This window comes from Saccharopolyspora erythraea NRRL 2338, assembly GCF_000062885.1.
GTDB classification, from domain to species: domain Bacteria; phylum Actinomycetota; class Actinomycetes; order Mycobacteriales; family Pseudonocardiaceae; genus Saccharopolyspora_D; species Saccharopolyspora_D erythraea.
This window is the reverse complement of record NC_009142.1, coordinates 2,222,202-2,243,790: the sequence shown is the minus strand read 5'-3', so window position 1 is coordinate 2,243,790 and position 21,589 is coordinate 2,222,202. Positions and strand designations below refer to the sequence as shown.

Here is a 21,589-nt window from a genome sequence, read left to right as displayed (position 1 = left end):
CTCACAGCGGGAGGGGCACCTGCCCGCCGGTCGCCGCCGCCAGCGCGTCGCGCATCGCACGGCGCGGAGCGGTGCGGCCGGTGAACTGCTCGACCTGCCCGAACGCCTGGTGCAGCAGCATGTCCAGGCCGGTCGCCAGCCGGCCCCCGGCGTCGGCCACCGCGGTGGACAGCGGTGTGGGCCACGGGTGGTAGACGACGTCGAGCAGGCACGCGGCGCGCGCCAGCGCCGGCGCGTGGGCGTCCACGGCACCGGCGGGCAGCGTCGAGACCACGACGTCGGCGGCCGGCACCTCGGCCGCGAGGTCCACTTCATCGAGCCGCTCGGTCCGCACCCGCAGGCCCACCTGCTGCGCGGTCTCCAGCGCCTCGCCCGCCCTGGCGGGCTCGCGCACCGCGAGCACCACCTCGCGGACGCCCAGTTCGGCCAGCCCCGCCAGCGCCGCGGCGGCGGTACCGCCCGCGCCCAGCAGCAGCGCCCGGTGCCCGGTGGTGAAGCCTCCCGCCGCGCGCAGCGCGCCGGTCACCCCCTCGACGTCGGTGCAGTCGGCCGCCCAGCCGCCGCCTGGACGCGGGGTCAGGGTGTTGGCCGCCCCGACCGCGGCGGCGCGGTCGGTCACCACGTCGGCGAGGGCCAGCGCGGCGCGCTTGCCCGGCATCGTCACCGACAGCCCGGCCCACTCCGGACCGAGACCGCCGACCAGCCCCGGCAGCTCGTCGGCGTCGGCCTCGATCCGCTCGTAGGTCCAGTCGCCGAGCCCCAGCTCCGCGTAGGCGGCGCCGTGCAGCACCGGCGAGAGCGAGTGCTCGATCGGCTTGCCGACGACGGCGGCCCGGCGGGCCTCAGAACGCGCCACGCCTGCGCGCCTCGTCGATGAAGGCCTGGTGCTCCTGCTGGTTGTTGGCGAAGCAGGAGGTGCCGTCCGGGTAGCACTTGACGAAGTACTTCCAGCCGCCTTCCTCCGGCTTCTCGGCCGCGGCGACGGCCTCCTTGCTGACCGTCGAGATCGGCGTCGGCGGCAGGCCGTAGTTCTGGTAGGTGTTGTACGGCCCGGGCCGCTGCCGGTCCTCCGGCTTGGTCAGCAGCGTCGGCTTGTCCAGCGGGTAGTTGATCGTCGAGTCGAGCCCGAGCTTGATCACCGGGTGGGTCAGCCGGTTGTAGATCACCCGGGAGACCTTCGGGAAGTCCTTCTCGATGCCCTCGCTCTGTACCAGCGAGGCGATGATCAGCACCTCGTAGGGCGAGTGCCCGGTCGCCTCGGCGGCCTGCGGCATGCCCGCGGCCTCCAGGTTCGCCGCCGACTTGGTGACGACCTGGCGCAGCACCTCCTCGGGTGCCTCACCGGGCTTGATGTCGTAGATGCCCGGCATGATCAGGCCTTCCAGGCGGCGCTTGGGCTCGGCCTTGGAGGCGCCCTCCAGCGCCCACTCCGGCACGCCCAGCGAGGCCAGGTCCGCGGTCGCGGCGATCTCGTGCATCTGCTCGGGCGTCGTGCACGGCCTGCTGCCCTGCGCACCCGCGCAGGTGGCGTCCGCGAGCTTGGTCAGGATGCCCGGTGAGTGCCCGCCGTCGGGGGTCAGCTGGTCCTCCAGCCGCTGCCCGCCGCGGACCTCGACCCGCCCGGTCTTGGCCGCGGGCGACAGGATGTGGGCCACCGCGGCCGCACCCGACATCTTCGACTTCATCAGGTAGAAGCCCGGCTGGATGCCGTTGATCTGCCGGTTGTTCTCGGCTGCCTTGATGAACGCCTTGGTGCTGGCCACCACGTCGGCCTGGCGCAGCTTGGTGCCGATGGCGCTGACGGTGTCACCGGACTCGACCTCGACGACCACGTCGCCGGTGCCCTGGCCCTGGTAGTCGTCGTAGGTGCCGATCTGCAGGAACTGGCTGACGCCGTAGACCACCCCGGTGCCCACCAGCAGCAGGACGAACAAACCCGCCAGCGCGGTCACCGAGCGCTGGCGGCGGCGACGGCGGAACCGCTCCCGCTCCTCCCGCACCTGCCTGCGCCCGCGCGGCCGCGTCGTCTCCCCGGAATCGTCTGCGAACAGTCCGAGATCGTCGCTCACGAAAGTTCCTCTCGAGTCGTGTTCCCCCGGGAGTCCAACCACGCCTGCAGAATCTCGACGGCCGCGGCCTGGTCGACCACGGCCCGTTGTTTCTTACCGCGCACGCCGCGCTTGCTCAGCATCCGGCTGGCGGTGACGGTGGTGAGCCGTTCGTCGGAGTAGACCACCGGCACCGGGGCGATCCGCTCCGCGAGCGCGGTGCCGTAGCTCTCGGCGGCCTCGGCCGCCGGGCCGTGCCTGCCCGCGAGCGTCCTGGGCATGCCGACGACGACCTCGACAACCTCGTGCTCGGCGACGATCTCGACGAGCCTGCCGAGATCGCCACCGCCTTCGACATCGCGCTGCAACGTGACCAGCGGGGTGGCCAGCATCGGCGCCGGGTCGCTGAGCGCGACGCCGACGCGGACCGCACCGACGTCGATCCCCAGACGCCGTCCGGGGCCGGGCCGGTGCCCGCTGCCTTGCGCGTTCACCCGCGAGCCACCGCCTGATCGAGACCGGTGCGCAGCGCGGCGATCGCGGCGGTGATGCCCGCCGGGTTCGAGCCGCCGCCCTGGGCCATGTCCGGCTTGCCGCCGCCGCGGCCGCCGACCTCGGCGGCGAAGGAAGGCACGAGCTTGCCCGCCTTGAGCCCGAGGTCCTGGGCCGGGGTGTTGACACCGACCACGAAGCTGACCTTGTCGCCGTCGGCGGAGAACAGCGCGACCACGGCGGGCCGGGAGCCCAGCCGTCCGCGCACCTCGCCGGCCAGCGCCCGCAGCGCGCCGCCGTCGACGCCGTCGGGGACCTGCTCGGCCACCAGCGTCACGCCGTGCACGTCGGTGCCCTTGCCTGCCAGCTCGCCCGCCGACTGCAGCACCTGGGCGACCCGCAGCTGCTCGAGCTCCTTCTCGGCGCTGCGCAGCCTGCTCACCACACCGGCGATGCGCTCGGGCAGCTCCTCGGCGGGCACCTTGAACTGCTCGGCGAGCCGGCTGACCAGCAGGTGCTCCTTGCTGATGTGGCGCATCGCGTCCATGCCGACCAGCGCCTCGACCCGGTGCACGCCGGAGCCGACCGAGGAGTCGGCGACCAGCTTGACCACGCCGAGCTGGCCGATGCGGCCGACGTGGGTGCCACCGCACAGCTCGCGGGAGTAGTCGCCCATGTCGACCACGCGCACCTGGTCGCCGTACTTCTCGCCGAACAGCGCGACCGCACCGAGCTCCATGGCCCGGTCCATGGTCGTGGTGTAGGACTGCACCTCGACGTCGTTCTGCAGGTAGCTGTTGACCTCTTCCTCGACGCCGCCGAGCACCGCGCCCGACACCGCGGCCGGGGCGGTGAAGTCGAAGCGCATCCGGCCGGGCGAGTTCAGCGAACCGGCCTGCGCGGCGCGCTTGCCGTAGGCGCTGCGGACCGCGGCGTGCACCAGGTGCGTCGCCGAGTGCGAGCGCTCGATGGCGTGCCTGCGCTTGGAGTCGACGGCCGCCTCCAGGCTGGTGTCGACGCCCAGCTCACCCGCGGTGACCTTGGCCCGGTGCACGAACAGGCCGGGCACCGCGCGCTGCACGTCGTGGACCTCGACCTCCACGCCCGGACCGGTCAGCCTGCCGGTGTCGGCGATCTGGCCACCGCCCTCGGCGTAGAACGGGGTGCGGTCCAGGATCAGCTCGACCTCGGTGCCCGCGGCGGCCGACTTCGCGGGCACCCCGTCCACCAGCAGGCCCAGCACCCGGCTCTGCGCCTGCAGGTCGGTGTAGCCGAGGAACTCGGTGGTGCCGTGCTGGTCCAGCAGCGTCCGGTAGGTCGACAGGTCGCCGTGGCCTGACTTGCGGGACTTGGCGTCCTCCTTGGCGCGGCGGCGCTGCTCGCTCATCAGCTCGCGGAAGCCGTGCTCGTCGACCGAGAGGCCCTGCTCGGAGGCCATCTCCAGGGTCAGGTCGATCGGGAAGCCGTAGGTGTCGTGCAGCTGGAACGCCTTGGCACCGGCGAGCTGGGTGCCGCCTGCCTTCTTGGTGTCGGCGACGGCGAGGTCGAAGATCTTCGAGCCCGCGGTGAGGGTGGACAGGAAGGCGTCCTCCTCGTTGCGCATCACCGAGTCGATGCGGTCGAACTCGGTGACCAGCTCCGGGTAGCTCGGAGCCATCGCGTCGCGCACGACCGCGGCGAACTCGCCCAGCACCGGCTCGTGCACGCCGAGCAGGCGGGTCGAGCGGATGATGCGGCGCAGCAGGCGGCGCAGCACATAGCCGCGGGCCTCGTTGCCGGGGGTGACGCCGTCGCCGACGAGCATCACGCCGGAGCGGGCGTGGTCGGCGATCACGCGGAAGCGGACGTCGTCCTCGTGGTTGGCGCCGTAGCTGCGGCCGGAGAGCTCCTCGGCCTTGGCGATGACCGGGCGGACCAGGTCGGTCTCGTAGACGTTCTCCACGCCCTGAAGCAGGCAGGCGACCCGCTCGACGCCCATGCCGGTGTCGATGTTCTTGGTCGGCAGCTCGCCGATCGGCGGGTGCCCTTCCTTTGGCGGCAGCTCACCTCGGATGTCCTGCATGAACACGAGGTTCCAGATCTCGATGTAGCGGTCCTCGTCGACGACCGGACCGCCCTCGCGGCCGTACTTCGGGCCGCGGTCGTAGTAGATCTCCGAGCAGGGGCCGCCGGGACCGGGCACGCCCATGTCCCAGTAGTTGTCCTTGGCGTCGCGCACCTGGATCCGCTCGGCGGGGATGCCGGTGACCTTCTGCCACAGCGCGGCGGCCTCTTCGTCCTTCTCGAAGACGGTGACCCACAACCGCTCCGGGTCGAATCCGTAGCCGCCGTCGGCCTGGGAGCTCGTGAGCAGCCCCCAGGCGTGCTCCATGGCGCCTTCCTTGAAGTAGTCGCCGAAGGAGAAGTTGCCCGCCATCTGGAAGAACGTGTTGTGGCGGGTGGTCTTGCCGACCTCGTCGATGTCACCGGTGCGCACGCACTTCTGGATGCTGGTGGCCCGCGGGTACGGCGCCGGGGCGTCACCCAGGAAGTAGGGCTTGAACTGCACCATCCCGGCGTTGACGAACAGCAGCGTCGGGTCGTCCAGGATCAGCGAGGCGCTGGGCACCACGGTGTGCCCGGCCTTGCGGAAGTGCTCGGTGAAGCGCTGGTTGATCTCGTGGGTCTGCACGGTGGGTCCTTCGAGGTGGGCGGTGTCGGGAGATCGGTGGCGGCGGGACGCGCGGACGCTCCGGCGTCAGCGTCCCGCCCGCCGAGCTCGCCGCTCCCGCGCCCGCCGGGCGTCGTCGTCGGTGCCGGTCGCGCGGTAGGAGCCGTCGGCGCGCTCGGCCACCTCGTGCAGCTCCTGCTCCCGCTCGCTCATCCCGGCGCGGACGTCCGCGCCGAAGGACCCGACCGCTCCCGCGAGCTCGCGCATCGCACCGCCGAGCTGCTCGGCCGCCCCGGTCGGGGTCGCCTTGCGCGCGGTCTCGCCGAGCTTGCGGCTAATCGCGACACCGGCGGCGATACCGGCGCCGAACCAGAACATGCGCCTCACTTGCGACCACCCTTGCGCCGGGAGTGCCTGCCCGCGGGCTCTTCCTTGCGCTTGCGCCGGGCGCGCAGCGCCTTGCTGACCCCGTAGGAGAAGGCCGCGGTCTTCACCAACGGCCCACCAAGTGTAGCCGTGAACAGCGAGGACAAGGCCGAGACGTTGCCGCTGACGGTCTTGGCGTTGGCGGTGATGCCGTCGACCCGCTCGAGCTGGGTGTTGACGTGGGTGAGCGTCGTGTTGGCGCCGGTGAACAGCGGGTCGGAGTTCTCGTGCGCCTTGCGGATCGCGACGGTCGCCTCGTCCAGCGTGCGGCCGAGCTTGACCAGCGGGATCGCCAGCAGCACGACCAGCAGCACGAACGCGCCTGCCGCGATGAGCGCGGCGATCTGCGTGGGCGTCACGTGCCCCTCCCGTTTTTTCCACGTGGTGTGCGGCCACCGGTCACACTGCCGGTGGATTGATCGCGGTCAGGTTACCGAACGGCCGAGCGAGTCCCGTGCTTACCCCGCCACCGGCGTGACCGGCGCGTTCCCGCCGAGCACGGCCGCCACGTTGCGGGCCGCGAGCTCGGCCATCGCGGTCCGGGTCTCGATCGTCGCCGACCCCAGGTGCGGGGCGAGCGCGACGTTGTCCAGCTCCAGCAGAGCAGGCTCGACGGCCGGTTCGCGCTCGAAGACGTCCAGCGCCGCTCCGGCGATCCGTCCCTCGTGCAGCGCGGTGGCCAGCGCCCGCTCGTCGACGACCGGACCACGGCTGGTGTTGACCAGCACCGCGCTCGGCTTCATCAGGCCGAGGGCGCGCTCGCCGATCAGGTGCCGGGTCTGCTCGGTCAGCGGGCAGTGCAGCGACACGACGTCGGACTCGCGCAGCAGGTCGTCCTGGGCGAGGTAGCGGGCGTCGAGCTCGGTCTCCACCTCGGCGGCCGCGCGGCGCCGGCCCGTGTAGGCGATGCGCATCCCGAACGCCCTGGCCCGCCGGGCCACCGCCTGCCCGATCTCGCCCAGCCCGACGATGCCCAGCGTCTTGCCCTGCAGACCGGTGCCGAGCATGAAACCCAGGTGGAAGCTCCACGGCTGCCGCGCCCGCAGCAGCCGCTCGCCCTCGCCCAGGCGCCGGGTGACCGAGAGCAGCAGGCCGAACGCCAGGTCCGCGGTCGCGTCGACCAGCACGCCCGGGGTGTTGGTGACCGCGATGCCGCGCCGGCTGAGCGCGGCGACGTCGACGTTGTCGTACCCGACCGCGACGTTGGCCACGATCCGCAGACCGGGCCCCGCGGCGTCGGCCACGGCGTCGTCGACGCGGTCGTGCAGCATCGACACGATGGCATCCGCCCCGCGCACCGCCTCGTGCAGTTCGGCGACCTCCAGCGGCCGGTCCTGGCCGCAAACCCGCACCTCCCCCGCCGTGCGCAGCACGTCCAGCGCCGACTCCGGCACCGACCTGGTGACCACGATCCGCCTGTCCACGACTACCCCAATCCGTTCGGACGCTCCGCCGGGCAGCGCGAATCTACCCGTGACCAGATCGGAGGTCTCCGGCGTCTTCCGGGCCCGCGACGTCCCCCGCTTTCACTACGCAGGTACCGCCGTCTGCGTGCTCTTGATCGAGTCCGCGGCAGCCGATGACCGGGTGGATGAACGACCAGGAGCGGACATGACGGCGAGGCTCGCCGACCGATCGGCACGAGTGCTGAGGAGCCAGACCTGCCCCATCTGCGGCGGCCCGATGATCCCGGTGCAGGGCACCGGCAAGTGGGTCTGCCCGCGGTGCTGAGCACCGCTTCGCGCGCCGCAACCTCGCGACGGCCCGGCGCCCCCTTCCATCGGACTCCGCCGCGGCCGACCAACGCACCGACGGCTCCCCGCCACGGCGGCAGCGTGCCGTTGCCCCGGGTGCCGTTACCTCGGCCGGGCGCCGGCCCGGCCACCGCCGCTCCGGAGAACACTCAAACGGGACCGGTGGGGCGGGCGCCTGCCTCCCCGATGCGCAGCGGCCTTCAGCCCGGTGTCTCCCCGCGGATGATGCCGCGCAGCTTCGGCACGCGATCGGCGAGCGTGCGCTCCGCGCCTCGCCCCGTCGGGTTGTAGTAGTCCCGGCCCACCAGCTCCGACGGCGGGTACTGCTGCGCGAGCACGCCCTCGGTCCTGCCGTGCGGGTACCGGTAGCCCTGCGCGTTGCCCAGACGGCTCGCGCCCGCGTAGTGGCCGTCGCGCAGGTGCGGCGGCACCGGCCCTGCCTTGCCGGCCCGCACGTCGCCCAGCGCCTCGTCGATCGCGGTGATCACCGCGTTGGACTTCGGCGCGGTCGCCAGGTGGATGGTCGCCTGGGCCAGCGCGAGCCTGCCCTCGGGCATCCCGATGAACTGCACCGCCTGCGAGGCGGCGACCGCGGCCTGCAACGCGGTCGGGTCGGCCATGCCGATGTCCTCGCTGGCGTGCACCACGAGCCTGCGGGCGATGAACCGGGGGTCCTCGCCTGCCTCCACCATCCGGGCCAGGTAGTGCAGCGCGGCGTCCACGTCGGATCCGCGGATGGACTTGATGAACGCGCTGACCACGTCGTAGTGCTGGTCGCCGTCGCGGTCGTAGAGCACCGCGGCCCGGTCGACGGTGGCCTCGACGGTTGTCAGGTCGATCTTGTCCGAACCGGTCGAGGCCGCCGACTCGGCCGCGGCCTCCAGCGCGGTCAGCGCCCGCCGCGCGTCGCCGCCGGCCAGGGAGACCAGGTGCGCCTCGGCCTCCGGTTCCAGCTCCAGCGCACCGCCGAGGCCGCGTTCGTCGGCGACCGCGCGGCGGACCAGCTCGCGGATGTCGTCCTCGCCGTGGCTGCGCAGTTGCAGCACCAGCGAGCGTGAAAGCAGCGGGGCGACCACGGAGAACGACGGGTTCTCCGTGGTCGCCGCCACCAGCAGCACGGTGCGGTCCTCGACCGCGCCGAGCAGCGCGTCCTGCTGGGTCTTGGAGAAGCGGTGCACCTCGTCGATGAACAGCACCGTGGCCTCGGCCGTGCGCCCCAGCCTGCGCCTGGCCTCCTCGATGACCGCGCGGACCTCCTTGACGCCCGACGACAGCGCCGAGAGCGCGACGAACCGGCGTCCGGTCGCCAGCGACACCAGGTTCGCCAGCGTCGTCTTGCCGGTGCCGGGCGGCCCGTAGAGCAGCACCGACGCCGGGGCCGCGCCCTCCACCAGCCTGCGCAGCGGTGCGCCCGGCCCCAGCAGGTGCTTCTGCCCGATCACCTCGTCCAGCGACCGCGGCCGCATCCGCACCGCGAGCGGGGCGTTCTCGGCCAGCCGCTCGCCCGCGCGGTCATCGGCCTCGGCGCCGAACAAGCCATCGTCGAACAGGCCCTCAGTCACGCCTCGACGCTACCGGTCACCCCCGACCGGCCCGGTCAGCCGGTCCGGCCGGGCAGCGCCAGCTCCACGTCGTGGTCGGAGCGCCTGCGCTGGGCGACCCAGTGCTCGACCGCCTGGTGGCAGGCCCGGTCGAGGTGGCGGACCATGGTCAGGTCCAGGTGCACGCTCTTGCCGTCGGGCAGCCGCTCCAGGTGGTCCAGCAGCCTGGGCAGCCGCAGGAACGTCGCGTTGCCGCCGAACTCCACGCGCACGTGGTCGTCCTGGTGGTGCGACTCGACCGACAGCCGCGACATCTCCCACGCGCTCTTGATGATCGCCACGCCGAGGCCGACCAGGGTGCCGATGAGCAGGTCGGTGGCCACGATCATGACCGCCGTCAGAACCAGCACGAACGCCTCCGAGCGGTGCTCGCGCACCAGCGCCGCCACCTGGCGCAGCTCCAGCAGCTTCCAGCCGGCCTGGATCAGCAGGGCGGCCAGCACGGCGGTCGGGATGTAGTTGAGCACCCCCGGGAGCATCATCACGAACAGCAGCAGCCAGCAGCCGTGCAGGACCCGCGACAGCTTGGTCCGGGCGCCCGCCTGCACGTTCGTGGCGCTGCGCACGATCACCGCGGTCATGGGCAGCGCGCCGAGGAAACCGCACACCGTGTTGCCCGCGCCCTGCGCGATCAGTTCCTTGTTGTACTGGGTCTTCGGCCCGGTGTGCATGCGGTCGACGGCGGCGGCGCTGAAGAGGCTCTCCGCGGAGGCGATCAGCGCGAAGGCCACGATCGAGCCGAGCACCGCCGGGCTGACCAGCCCGCCCCAGGCATCGACGCTGGGGACGTTGACGGCGGCCAGCAGCGAGCCGACCTCGATCTTCTTGATCGGCAGGGCCAGCACCAGCGTCACGGCGCTGGCCACGACGACGGCGACGAGTGCGCCGGGCACCATCCGCATCTTCTCGGGCATCTTCTGCCACAGCGCGGCGACCACCAGCGTCAGCGCCGCCACGGCCAGGCCGCTGATACCGGTCGCGGTCGTGGTCGCGGTCACCAGCAGGTCCGGGATGCCCGCGAACTTCTCCGGTGTGTGGGCCGGCTGGGGCAGGCCGCCGACCGGGTAGATCTGGCCGAGGATCAGCACCAGGCCGATGCCGGCGAGCATGCCCTGCACCACCGACGGGGAGATCGCCCGGAACCAGCTGCCGATGCGGCCGACGCCCATGATGATCTGCAGCAGCCCGGCCCCGGCCACGATCACGCCCAGGGTGCCGAGGCCGTGTTGGCTGACAGCCGAGGCGACCAGCACCGTCAGCCCGGCCGCCGGGCCGCTGACCTGTATCGAGCTGCCGGGCAGCAGCCCGACCACGATGCCGCCCACGACACCGGTGATGATGCCCAGCTCGGCGGGCACGCCGGAGGCGACGGCGACGCCCACGCACAGCGGCAGGGCGACCAGGAAGACCACGAGGGAGGCGCCGAGGTCGGCGCCGAGGGTCTGCTTCGGCCAGCGCGGTGCGGTGCGGCGCACCTCCGAGCGTGGCGATTCGAGTTGAGTCGTCACTTTGCACTCCTGCGGAGATCGAAGCGGAAAAACGAATGAGGAAGCGCGCCCGCATCCGTAGGCGCATGCGGGCGTGCGTGGTGGGGCGGTCGCGTTACAGCGGGAGGAATTCCTCGACGTCGTCGTGCGGGCAGGCCGAGACCAGGCCGGTGTCGATCTCGTAGAACCAGCCGTGCAGGCGCAGCTGCCCCGCGTCGATCCGTTCGCGGATGAACGGGTACGACCGCAGCGTGTCGAGCTGTGCCCGCAGGTGGCGCTTGCTCTCGGTCCGGACGCTCGGGTCCTCCGGGCCCTGCTCGACGCCCGGCATGCCGTCGGTGCCGAGCCAGGTGCGCATCGCGGGCAGCTGCTCCAGCCCGCGCCCGGCCGCGCTGAGCGCGGTCACCGCGCCGCAGTGCGAGTGCCCGCACACGATGATCTCGGGGACGCCCAGCACGATGACCGCGTATTCGATCGTGGCCATTTCACTGGAAGCCGAATCCGGCGTGTAAGTCGGGACGACATTCCCCGCCGTCCGCAACTCGAAAAGCTTCCCAGGCTCGGCGCCGGTGATCTGCGACGGGACCACCCGGGAGTCCGAGCAGCCGATGAACAATGCCACCGGTTGCTGACCCGCGGCCAGTTGCCTGCGCCGGGTCTCCGGGAGCATGCCGGGATGACGACGTGCGTGGTGCACGAAGTGGTCGAAATTCATTGCTCGCCCCTGCTCAAGGTGAACACTTGTGTTGTCGGCACGTGAAACCCGTGTTTCGGGCTCGTTTCCTCAGTGCCGGAACACCTGGAGCAGGGCGGGTGAATGCAGTGATCTGACCCGTTCTTCGGGAAGCACGGCGAGCCGGGGCCGGTAGCGGACCTCCTGGTCTGCGAACTGACGGTCCCGGATGCCGTGCTGCATGCTGTGCGGCAGCGGCCTGCGGCCGAGCTCGCGGGGCACGTAAGCCCTTCGGTGCAGCGCGATTCCGGGCAGCCGCTCGCGGAGCTTGTGCCCTTCGCGGTGCTCGTGCTTCTCGGTTTCGGACTTCGACGAGCCGGACTGGAACACCGGCCCGGAACTCGCCGAGCTCTGCAGCGGGCCGAGGACGGTCAGCAGCACCACGAATAGCAGGAATATTCCTGCTCTCGTGATGCGCCAAGCCGTGCTCGCCACTGGATCCTCCCACTATGTGGATACGACGAGGGGAGCTCCCCCGGTGTCCTCGTCGACACTAGAGAAGGGAAGTATCGAAACGTTGAACTCAAGGTATCCGATACCTGTGGGTTCTTCGCAAGTCGCGGATCGGGTAGCGTCCGCCGAAAAATGAAGAAATGCTAATGCGACTTCCCCGCCCCGCCACCTGCGAATCCACCCGAAAGGACCGTTGCGGACACTCGGGACCAAGGGGCACCACAGGCGCATCCACGCCCAGAGGCGGCAAAAAGTGTGATCAGGGTAACCCAGACGAGCGACGCTCGAGCGAGTTCATCCCCTGCCGCACCCACTGCCAGTTAATTCGGACTTATCGGACCCGGTAGTGGTAACCGTGCGACCGCGCGAAGCCGGCGCGCTCGTAGAGCAGCGCCGCGCCGGGGTTGTCCTCCTCGACCTGGAGGAACATCCGCGTGGCGCCCGCCTCGGCCGCCCACCGCGCACCCGCGCGCAGCAAGGTCCCGGCCGCACCGCGCCTGCGCCACCCCGCGGCGGTGGCCATGCAGTAGACCCCGCACCACCGCCCGGCCAGGGCGAACAGGCCGACGCCCACCGGAACCCGTCCGGCGAAAGCGATCGCGAATCGCGCGGGGGCGCGCACAGCGGCCAGCCCCGGCTCCACCGGTCGCCCCGCCGCGGCCCCGGCGGCGAACCAGCCGTCGTGCGGCCCGGCGTCCAGCCGGACGGCGAACTCGCGCGCTACCGCACGGGCAAGCACGTCCGCGGTGCCGGCGACCATGGCGTCGGTCCTGGCGACAGCCGCGTACCCGCGACCGGCGAGGAACTCGTCGAGTTCGCGGTGCGCCTCCAGCGGACTCACCTGGACGACCGGACGTGCGCCGCGCCCGGCGTAGAAGCGCTCCACCCGTTCGGCCGCCGCAGCGGGATCGTCGACCGCGGCCGGCGGCAGCGCCGAGTTCGAACGCTTGCGGTCGAGCACGCCGCAGTGGCGCAGCAGCCACCCCGCCTCGGACCGCACCGTCGACGCGGGCCACGTCGCCGCCGCCGCGCGCTCGACCTCGTGCGGATCCACCTGGTCGGTCGCCAAGGAAGCCTCCATGCATCATTTCCCACGGAAATGTATAGCGATGCATGGCCTGTGGGCGACCCGTTTTCCGGCACACGGGCGAGGCTCGCGCACGGAACCACCCGACACGGAACGGGACCCCTGTGCGTTCGGACGGCGCCGTGCCGCCCCTGAGAGGACCGCCAAGCTCCTCAGGGGTTCAGGCGCGAGGCCCTTTTGCCACTGCTCGCAATCGAACGTCTCAGCGGCCCGTTCAGGCGGCTTGCGCCGACACGTCAGCCGGCTTGGCCGAATCACTCGTTCCGGAACGCCGGGTAGGGCAGCAGGTGCAGCGCGCCCGCGCCGAACCGGTCGACCAGCGCGTCCACCAGGCGCCCCGCGTACTCGGCCAGCTCGGTCATGCCCGCGGACTCGGCGTCGGCACGCAGGTGCCGCCAGCGGTCCACCAGCGCCGTGCTGCGGCGCGGCGAGGGCATGTGCAGGTCGATGGGCCGGTCGGTCTCGCCGGTGCGCGGCAGGAACCACCACGTCGACACCCAGACCCACAGCAGCTGCGCGTCGAACAGCCTGGGCATCAGCACCTCGTCGTCGTCGAGCTCCGGCCACACCTCGACGATCTCCGACCGCCAGGTCGAGAGCATGCTCTCGGCCAGGTTGTCCGGCAGGGCGTAGGAGCACCACGACGACGGGAACGGGTACTGCAGGTAGGCCGCGTCGAGCGCGACATCGCGCACGCAGCCCCACTCGAAGTCCAGGAACCGCACGCCGGTGCCGGTGACGAGGCTGTTGTCCGGGCAGATGTCCGACGGGCTGAACGAGCGGTAGCGGCTCGGACCGAGCAGCTCGGACGCGTCGGCCAGCCGCTCGGCGATTCCGGGAGGGGTCCGCACCGCCAGCGTCTGCTCCAGCAGGTCCGGCAGCTCCGAGAGGGACCGCAGGATGTCGTCGGCCACCGGGTCGGTCCACGACCTGGTGCCCAGCCTGCGCATGAGCGCGTCGAAGTCCGGCTCGCTGCCCGCCATCGTCGTGTGCAGCCTGCCCAGCGCCCGCGCCCACGCCAGCAGGGCGCGCTCGGCGGCGCGCGGGTCGTCGGCGAAGAGCACGTCGGCCAGCGTCGAGCCGCGGCCGAGGTCCTCGAGCACCAGCACGCGCTCGTTGACGTCGTGAGCGATCAGCTCCGGGCCGACCCGCATCTCCGGCGGCAGCGCGGTCGAGAGCTGGCAGCTCGCCGCCTCGTGCGCGAACGGGTCGGAGCGAGCCGAGTCCGGACAGGCCCCGTAGTGCTTGACCACGAGGGTCCGGGGCAGCTCGAAGGGGGACTCGGCAACCCTGACCCGCATCACGACCGAACGGTCGCTCCCGCCGAGGTCTTCTGCATCGGCGAGCCGCACTGCGGCTCCCGTACGCCTGCTGAGCACGGCTTCAGCCGTGGCGACCGTATCGGTCACCTCCGTGCTCGCAGGGATCCGGACCTCCGGCGGGCCGGTGGTGATCTCCACGCTCATCGTCTCCAGACCCTACCCCCATTGCCCGAACCCGAACGGGCATGACCGGTCAAGTGACACACAACTGGTGGTTAGCCAGGAACGCTGTGTGTTCGCCAAGGCGGCCGACTCCTTTCCGACGGGCCGCCGGGCACTCCCTCGACGATGACGGAACCCCGCATCGCCGGCGTTGCATGCGAGCGAAGAACCCGCGACCCACCTTCCTGTTTACCCCGTCGGAGCGCGCTGTACGACACTTCCGAGTCCTTGTCCTGCCGGGATTTCCCTTCCGTGCGCGGCCGGTCGGCCGTCGGCCGCACGTCGCGGGTGCCCGCGGATGCGCGGGCGCTCCGCTCTCAGCCGCGCGGGACCCCGTCCGCGACCACGTACTACCCGCGGAGCGGAAATCGCCTGCCCCGACGCCGTAACCGACCGGGGGCGCCGTCGTTACGGGAACGAACACCCGGCCGACCACGACGAAACCCGCCTTCCGCCAGACGACACCAACGACGCCGGCTTCGACAAAGCCACCGACGACGCAGACGCCGAGGACGACCGACCCCGCCAAGGCCCGCGGCCCACGAAGCAGCGCCGAGGACCACCTGCGGCCAACGGCCGACCGAACACCTCTGCGACAGCACGTTCGGGTGGCTGGCGGACCGAGCCGCCGACTACCCAAGATCGCCACTCCTCACCCGGAAGTGCGGTCCCTCGTACACCCGATCGGCATTCGCATCCGCAGGGTGACGACGGTATGAATCCCCTGGAACCGTCTCGGACGCGCAAGTTTCCCCGTCGGAGCGACCGGCCCGGCGCCGGTAGCGCGGGACTCGTTACCCGCGGTCGCCCTGTCCGTCCGGTGTGGCCCTGCGATGCTCCCGGCGCGGCCCGGCTCCCGGTCCGTCTGCTGTGGAGGATCTTGCGACGCAACACCCGACGCTCGCGACGTACGTCGGCCGCTCCCCTGCGCCGAACCTCTTCACGGGTCCGCCTCGCACGGGACTGCCCCGGAGTCGGAGCGTTCCGACTCCGGGGCAGTCCCCGAACCGATGCCAGTTCTCGCCGATGCCATTCAGCGGTGAACCGGCCGTAGCCGGTCCGTGCCCGCTATCCGGCGGTGCTCAGCCCTGCTTCTCGACCACGCCGGGCGGGAACACCGAGATGCTCTCGTCGCCGACCTTCGCCGCGGGCTTGGCGTCCACACCCGCCTCCTTGCGCTGCTCGACCGTGATCGGCGACGGCGCGCCGGTCAGCGGGTCGTAGCCGCCACCGCTCTTGGGGAAGGCGATGACGTCGCGCAGCGAGTCCGCGCCCGCCAGCAGCATGCAGATCCGGTCCCAGCCGAAGGCGATGCCGCCGTGCGGCGGCGGGCCGTACTTGAACGCCTCCAGCAGGAAGCCGAACTTGTCCTGCGCCTGCTCCTCGCTGATGCCGAGCAGCTCGAACACCCGCTTCTGCACGTCGGAGCGGTGGATACGGATGGAGCCGCCGCCGATCTCGTTTCCGTTGCAGACGATGTCGTAGGCCCAGGCGAGCGCGTTGGCCGGGTCGGACTCGAAGTTGTCGACCCAGTCGGCGTTCGGCGAGGTGAACGGGTGGTGCACGGCGGTCCAGCGGCCGGAGCCGACCGCGACGTCGTCGGTGTCGTCGATCGACTCGAACATCGGGGCGTCGACGACCCACACGAACGACCACGCGTCGTGGTCGATGAGTCCGCAGCGCTCGCCGATCTCCAGCCGCGCCGCGCCCAGCAGGGCCCGCGAGGAGGAGCGATCGCCCGCGGCGAAGAAAACGCAGTCGCCGGGGGCCGCCCCGACCGCCTTGACCAGGCCGTCGCGCTCGCCGTCGGAGAGGTTCTTGGCCACCGGGCCGGAAAGCGTCCCGTCCTGGCCGACCAGCACGTAGGCCAGGCCCTTGGCGCCGCGCTGCTTCGCCCAGTCCTGCCAGGCGTCGAGCTGGCGCCGCGGCTGGTCGGCGCCGCCGGGCATCACGACCGCGCCGACGTAGGGCGCGCGGAACACCCGGAACGGCGTGTCCGCGAAGTACTCGGTCATCTCGGTGAGCTCGAGACCGAAGCGCAGGTCGGGCTTGTCGGTGCCGAAGCGGGCCATCGCGTCGGCGTAGGTCATGCGCTGGATCGGGCGCGGGATCTCGTGGCCCGCGGTCTCGCGCCACAGAGCGCTGATGATCTCCTCGCCCAGCTCGATCACGTCGTCCTGGTCGACGAAGCTCATCTCGATGTCGAGCTGGGTGAACTCGGGCTGGCGGTCGGCGCGGAAGTCCTCGTCGCGGTAGCAGCGGGCGATCTGGAAGTAGCGCTCCAGGCCGCCGACCATCAGCAGTTGCTTGAACAGCTGCGGCGACTGCGGCAGCGCGTACCAGTTGCCGGGCTGCAGGCGGGCCGGGATCAGGAAGTCGCGGGCGCCTTCGGGCGTGGAGCGCGTCATCGTCGGCGTCTCGACCTCGACGAAGTCGCGGCCGTGCAGGACGTCGCGGGCGATGCGGTTGACCTCGCTGCGCATCCGCATCGCCTTGGCCGGGCCGTTGCGGCGCAGGTCCAGGTAGCGGTGGCGCAGGCGGGTCTCCTCGCCGACCTCCAAGTGCTCGTCGAGCGGGAACGGCAGCGGGGCGGACTCGGAGAGCACCTCCAGCTCGGTGGCGGTGACCTCGATGTCGCCGGTGCCGATCTCGGGGTTCTCGTTGCCCTCGGGCCTGCGCACGACCTCGCCGGTGATGCGCAGGCAGAACTCCGAGCGCAGCCGGTGGGCGCGCTCGGCCATCTCGCCCTCGCGGAAGACGACCTGGGCGACACCCGAGGCGTCGCGGAGGTCGATGAAGATCACCCCACCGTGATCGCGGCGACGGGCCACCCACCCGGCCAGGGTGACGGACTGCCCGGCATGACCGGCGCGAAGCGATCCGGCCTCGTGCGTGCGCATCACGGGTACTGAGCTCCTCTTGACGTGGACGGCGCGTGGTTCGGTGTGTGGCGCGCCCCGGCGCCGGCACCCTTGCTCGTGGGGCCGCTGCAGCGAGGACGCGAGGCTCCAAGGCTAGCCAACGGGGCACGGGTGCCGTCGAGCAGGTTTCTCTCCACGGGGTGGCCGGGAGCGCGGCGCGGCGAGGCGGCGCGACGCGGCAGGCGGGCTCGGCGGTGAGGAGGCGGGCGCGGCAGGCAGGCGCGGCGAGTCGGCGCGGCGCGGCAGGCGGGCTCGGCGGTGAGCGGCGCGGCGAACGGGCGATGCGCGACAGCGGGCGCAGCGCGGTAGGCAGACGTGGGCGCGACAGCGGGTGCGGGCGGTGTGTGGCAGGGACCAGCACCACCGACCTGGGCGAGGCGGCGAGTCGCGGCGATCAGGTCGGCAGTGGACGCGGCGGTGACAGCGGGCGCAGCGGTAAGGGAGGCGCAACAGGCGTAGCAGCGCGACAGCGGGAGCAGCCGTGATCGCGGTGCTCGCGGGTGCGGCGGTGCGTCACGGTGACCAGGTCGGCGAGTCGCAGGGACCAGGTCGGCGAGTCGCGGGGATCAGGTCGGCCGGACCTGGGGTGCGGCAGTTGAACCGCGTCCTCCGCTGCCAGCTCCGCTTGGGGCGGGGCAGAGCTACGCGGGGCAGCCGCCGAAGCCCGGAGGCCGCCAGCGTGGTCGGGCCGAAGCCGCCGGCTCTGGTCGGGCCGAGCGCGCCTTCGGACGTCGGACGGTGACCAGGGCACGCGAATGGTCGATACCAATTAGGCCGCAGACGGTACACAATTCAACTGATTCGCGGGGCGCCGCGACAGGGCCAGGCATTGTTGCGAGCCTGGCCCGGATCCGACACCTCCTTAAGTCGACTTCATCCCATCCTTAAGTACTAGGGCCAATCCGGTACCCGGTCGTTGCATATCTTTGATCCACTCATTAGGTTTAGTTCGGAATTCGGCGGACACGAGGAGTGACGATGACCGGTCCGAAAACCGAGATACGTCCGGGCGCTTCGGCCGTCGTCCGCGGCGACCGTGAGAGCTCCATCTCAGCCGAACTGGCCGAACTGCTGCGGACCGGTCCGTTCGAGGCCGCCCTGCGGACGGCGATCCGATCCAGCCGACTGAGCCTGGAGCGCATCCAGCACCGCCTGCGCGCCCGAGGCACCCCCGTCAGCATCACCGCCCTCAGCTACTGGCAGTCCGGCCGCCGCAGGCCGGAGCGTCCGGACTCGCTGCTGGCGCTGCAACAGCTCGAAAGCGTGCTCGGCGTACCGGAAGGCGCGCTGTCGGCACTGCTCGGTCCACCGCGCCCGCGCGGCCGCACCCGGCAGGCCTCCAGCGACGCACCGCCGCTGAGCGCGTTCTGGGCCGACAACGAGTCGGCCGTCGAACTGCTCACCAGGATCGACACCAGCCACGACAGCAAGCTCACCCGGCTCAGCCACCACGACGTGGTGCACGTCGACGACCAGGGCGAGCTCCGCAAGATCCGCACCCGCAAGCTCATCCGGGCCGAGTGCAACGGCGCCGACCGGTGGATCATCATGTTCGACGGCGCCTCGTCAAGCGAGACGCCGCCGATCATCCGGCCGATCCGGTCGTGCCGCCTCGGCCAGGTGCTCACCGACCACGCCCGCGACATGGTGGTCGCCGAGCTGCTGTTCGACCGCGCGCTCGCGCGGGGCGAGACGATCCTGATCGAGTACGAGATCATCGAGCCGCCGACAGGGCTCAACGAGGACGACCACTCCTTCTGCCGGGTGTTCCGATTACCGGTGCGCCAGTACGTCATCGAGTTGCAGTTCGACCCGGCGCATCCCCCGCGGAAGTGCGAGAGCTACGTCGGCGACTCGTCGGGCCAGGAGGTCGAGCAGCCCAAGTCGCTGGCGGTCGACCGCTACGGCCGCACGCACGCCGTCGCCCTCGACTTCGGCATGGGCGTCTTCGGCGTCCGGTGGGACCCCGATGCCCCGGCGTCCCCGGCGCCGCAGCAGCCGAGCCCGGCCCCGCGCGCCTGACCAGCTCCTCCACGGCCGACCCGGACGCCGGGTCGGCCGTTCGGTGTGCGCGGCGACCGCTGCGCCGATCGACGGGAAGCCCGCTGCGCCGAACGATCGGGCGCCTGCTCCGCCGAACGAGCGAACCGGACAAGCACGAAACGTAATCGCCAAACCTGGTCGTTGGGCCAATTCGATGAGCCGCAGACATGATTGACACTCAATTCACCTAAAGGAAACTTTCGTAATCGCGGCAACAGTTCGGGAAATCGTTTTCTGCAAAGGTTGGACGTTTCGCGTCACGAGATGCGAATTCCACCTCCGCCGTGGTGGGACTATTGACGAACCCCGTTATGGCCCAGGGGAAAACCAGCGAGGAGCACCTATCGCTGCAGCGCACAACCGGTCACAGCCGGCGACCGGCATCGGCCGCGGCAGCCCGAATCCGCAGCGCAACCGCCGGGAGCACCCTCCCGACGACGCGCCACGACCGCCCTTTCGCGCGGTCAGCGAGCCACAGCCGGCGGGCCCGAGGTCCAGGCAGCACGGCATCGTTCCATCGGCGGTCGGCGAACGAACGGCCACCACCAGCGTGCCGCCCACGCAGCCGGCGTCGGCCAACAGAGAGCGCAGTCTTGCGGCCATTTGCCTCGACCCCGGCGATCAGCGCCCGGCCACCAGACGAGTGCCGCGGGGGCCGGTCGTCCGCTTGCCGGCTATTCCCCCGGTGTGTGCGGTGGTCGGCTTCCTGCCCGCCGTCCGGCGGTGCCGTGCCATGGTCGTCCGCTGTCGGTCGCAAGGCCACAGGTCCGTCGACCGCACCGCCCCACGTCCACTGTCGTGCTCGTGTTCCTGCTGCCCACCGTCCGGCACTCAGCGCCGCGCACTGCTCTGAACGTTTGCCCGCCGCCCACCGACCGACCCTGCCCGCTTGGCCACCGACCGGCCCGGCGCACGTTGTCATGAGCCCGCCCATCGGTCACAACAGGGTCATCTGCTGCTCCCCCTGCTGGCGGGCGGCCACGGCGGCGCGTGGTCTGGTGTCCTCCGCCGCTTCGGCGTCCACCGGTTGCGCGGCTTCCCGGAAATTCGGGTCGGCTTCACCACTGCCGCCATGACGCCCTTTCGCTTCCTCGACCAGTTCGGCGATGTGGCGCTGGTAGGACTTCGGGGCGTATGCGCCGTTGCGGTACAGCCGCTCGTACATCGGCAGCAGGCGCGGGTACTCCTCCCGCAGCCAGCGGTGGTACCACTCGCGCGCGCCCGGGCGCAGGTGCAGGGTCAGCGGCGTGATGCTGGAGGCACCTGCCGCCATCAGGGCGGCCACGGTCTCGTCGATCTGCTCCGGCGAGTCGCTGAGCCCCGGCAGGACCGGCGCCATCAGCACCGAGCACCCCAGCCCGGACTCGGCGAACCGCCGCACGACCTCGAGCCTTCGCAGCGGCGAGGGCGTCCCGGGCTCGACCTTGCGCCACAGCACCTCGTCGACCGAGCCGATCGACACGGCGACCGAAACCTTCGCGACCTCCGCGGCACGCAGGATCAGGTCCATGTCGCGCAGGATGAGAGTGCCCTTGGTGAGGATCGAGAACGGGTTGGCCCGCTCCCGCAGGATGGTCAGGATCTCGCGCATCAGCCGGTAACGCCCCTCCGCCCGCTGGTACGGGTCGGTGTTGGTGCCCATCGCGATCGGCGCGCCCGTCCAGCGGGGGCCGGCCAGCTCGCGGCGCAGCAGCGCCCCCGCGTTGACCTTCACCACGATCTTGCTGTCGAAGTCGTGCCCCGCGTCCAGGTCCAGGTACGTGTGAGTGCGTCTCGCGAAGCAGTAGCGGCAGGCGTGTCCGCAGCCGCGGTAGGGGTTGAGCGTCCACTCGAACGGCACCGCCGACGCGGACGGGACCCGGTTCAGGATCGACTTCGCGTGGATCTCGATGGCGTAGGCGTCTTCGGTGCCCGCCTCGATCGGCACCGGCTCCGGCAACCGCAGCCCGGCCCGGCCGCCGCGCACCGGCTCCCGCTCGGGCAGCGCCAGCGGCAGCTCCGGCGTGGTACCCGGTTCGGCGGGCGGGGCGACCCGCTGTTGTTCCCAACGCATGACTCGATTCGAACACAGTTTCGAGATCGTGTCGAGTGGAGTCGTCGCTGTTCAGTCCATCGTGTCTGTCGTCACTGAGCGCTGCGCACGTCTCCGTGAGGTGGCAGGTCGCGCTCCCACCGTGGTCCCGAACGGCGTCGCGACGAGCACTGCGAGCGACAGCCGCCAGTTGCCCAATACGATTGGCGGGTGACCGACGGCCATCCCCCAGCACAACCGCCAGGAGGCGAGGAGCATCGCCCGACTCGTCGGCATCGCAGGCCGGACAACGGCACCGACGCCGGTGCGCACGAGCCGGGCAGGCGGCACGTCGAAGGTCACCCGCCCCCCGGCGGGGCACCGCACCAGGATTTCGAG

General features: G+C 71.4%; 16 protein-coding genes. 1 reads left to right on the top strand and 15 read right to left on the bottom strand.

Features of this window, described 5'->3' with window-relative positions; genetic code table 11:
* Nucleotide 1 precedes the first annotated feature (1 nt).
* From SACE_RS10055 to aspS, 14 genes are all read right to left on the bottom strand, one after another.
* The gene (locus SACE_RS10055; protein ID WP_009950845.1) at nt 2-856 is read right to left on the bottom strand and encodes a shikimate dehydrogenase; all 855 of its coding nucleotides are present in this window, start codon (nt 854-856) and stop codon (nt 2-4) included.
* Nucleotides 843-2,069, bottom strand: a complete 1,227-nt coding sequence (mltG, locus tag SACE_RS10050) for an endolytic transglycosylase MltG (protein ID WP_009950846.1) — start codon at nt 2,067-2,069, stop codon at nt 843-845. Before mltG ends, SACE_RS10055 begins: the two co-directional genes overlap by 14 nt.
* Nucleotides 2,066-2,542 carry a Holliday junction resolvase RuvX gene (gene ruvX / locus SACE_RS10045; protein ID WP_009950847.1) on the bottom strand — a complete coding sequence of 159 codons (477 nt, stop codon included), beginning with the start codon at nt 2,540-2,542 and terminating at the stop codon, nt 2,066-2,068. The genes mltG and ruvX overlap by 4 nt, the downstream gene beginning before the upstream one ends.
* Nucleotides 2,539-5,211: an alanine--tRNA ligase gene (gene alaS, locus SACE_RS10040; RefSeq protein ID WP_009950848.1), complete on the bottom strand. Its 2,673-nt coding sequence runs from the start codon at nt 5,209-5,211 to the stop codon at nt 2,539-2,541. Before alaS ends, ruvX begins: the two co-directional genes overlap by 4 nt.
* Nucleotides 5,212-5,277: 66 nt before the next feature.
* On the bottom strand, nt 5,278-5,577 hold the full coding sequence (locus SACE_RS10035; RefSeq protein WP_029622145.1) for a hypothetical protein: 300 nt from the start codon (nt 5,575-5,577) through the stop codon (nt 5,278-5,280).
* Nucleotides 5,574-5,975: a DUF948 domain-containing protein gene (locus SACE_RS10030; RefSeq protein ID WP_009950852.1), complete on the bottom strand. Its 402-nt coding sequence runs from the start codon at nt 5,973-5,975 to the stop codon at nt 5,574-5,576. The genes SACE_RS10035 and SACE_RS10030 overlap by 4 nt, the downstream gene beginning before the upstream one ends.
* A 99-nt stretch (nt 5,976-6,074) precedes the next feature.
* Entirely contained in the window at nt 6,075-7,040 is a 966-nt protein-coding gene (locus SACE_RS10025; protein WP_009950853.1) for a 2-hydroxyacid dehydrogenase, read from the bottom strand.
* Between the two features lie 530 nt (nt 7,041-7,570).
* The gene (locus SACE_RS10020; RefSeq protein WP_009950854.1) at nt 7,571-8,932 is read right to left on the bottom strand and encodes a replication-associated recombination protein A; all 1,362 of its coding nucleotides are present in this window, start codon (nt 8,930-8,932) and stop codon (nt 7,571-7,573) included.
* A gap of 35 nt (nt 8,933-8,967) precedes the next feature.
* Nucleotides 8,968-10,479: a SulP family inorganic anion transporter gene (locus tag SACE_RS10015; RefSeq protein WP_009950855.1), complete on the bottom strand. Its 1,512-nt coding sequence runs from the start codon at nt 10,477-10,479 to the stop codon at nt 8,968-8,970.
* A 94-nt stretch (nt 10,480-10,573) separates the two neighbouring features.
* Nucleotides 10,574-11,173 carry a carbonic anhydrase gene (locus SACE_RS10010; protein WP_009950857.1) on the bottom strand — a complete coding sequence of 200 codons (600 nt, stop codon included), beginning with the start codon at nt 11,171-11,173 and terminating at the stop codon, nt 10,574-10,576.
* A gap of 69 nt (nt 11,174-11,242) precedes the next feature.
* The gene (locus SACE_RS10005; protein WP_231849963.1) at nt 11,243-11,626 is read right to left on the bottom strand and encodes a hypothetical protein; all 384 of its coding nucleotides are present in this window, start codon (nt 11,624-11,626) and stop codon (nt 11,243-11,245) included.
* 349 nt (nt 11,627-11,975) lie between these two features.
* Nucleotides 11,976-12,713 carry a GNAT family N-acetyltransferase gene (locus tag SACE_RS10000; RefSeq protein WP_011873545.1) on the bottom strand — a complete coding sequence of 246 codons (738 nt, stop codon included), beginning with the start codon at nt 12,711-12,713 and terminating at the stop codon, nt 11,976-11,978.
* A 272-nt stretch (nt 12,714-12,985) separates the two neighbouring features.
* On the bottom strand, nt 12,986-14,197 hold the full coding sequence (locus tag SACE_RS09995) for a phosphotransferase family protein (RefSeq protein WP_011873544.1): 1,212 nt from the start codon (nt 14,195-14,197) through the stop codon (nt 12,986-12,988).
* Between the two features lie 1,100 nt (nt 14,198-15,297).
* A complete protein-coding gene (aspS, locus tag SACE_RS09990) occupies nt 15,298-17,118 on the bottom strand; it encodes an aspartate--tRNA ligase (protein WP_011873543.1) in 1,821 nt (606 codons plus the stop codon).
* A gap of 996 nt (nt 17,119-18,114) precedes the next feature.
* On the opposite strand from aspS, the gene SACE_RS09985 reads away from it, so the two are divergent.
* Nucleotides 18,115-19,158, top strand: coding sequence for a hypothetical protein (locus SACE_RS09985; protein ID WP_009948955.1), 1,044 nt, complete (start codon nt 18,115-18,117; stop codon nt 19,156-19,158).
* Between the two features lie 958 nt (nt 19,159-20,116).
* Here the strand turns inward: SACE_RS09985 and SACE_RS09980 are convergent.
* Entirely contained in the window at nt 20,117-21,232 is a 1,116-nt protein-coding gene (locus SACE_RS09980) for an Rv2578c family radical SAM protein (RefSeq protein ID WP_009948956.1), read from the bottom strand.
* Between the last annotated feature and the right edge of the window lie 357 nt (nt 21,233-21,589).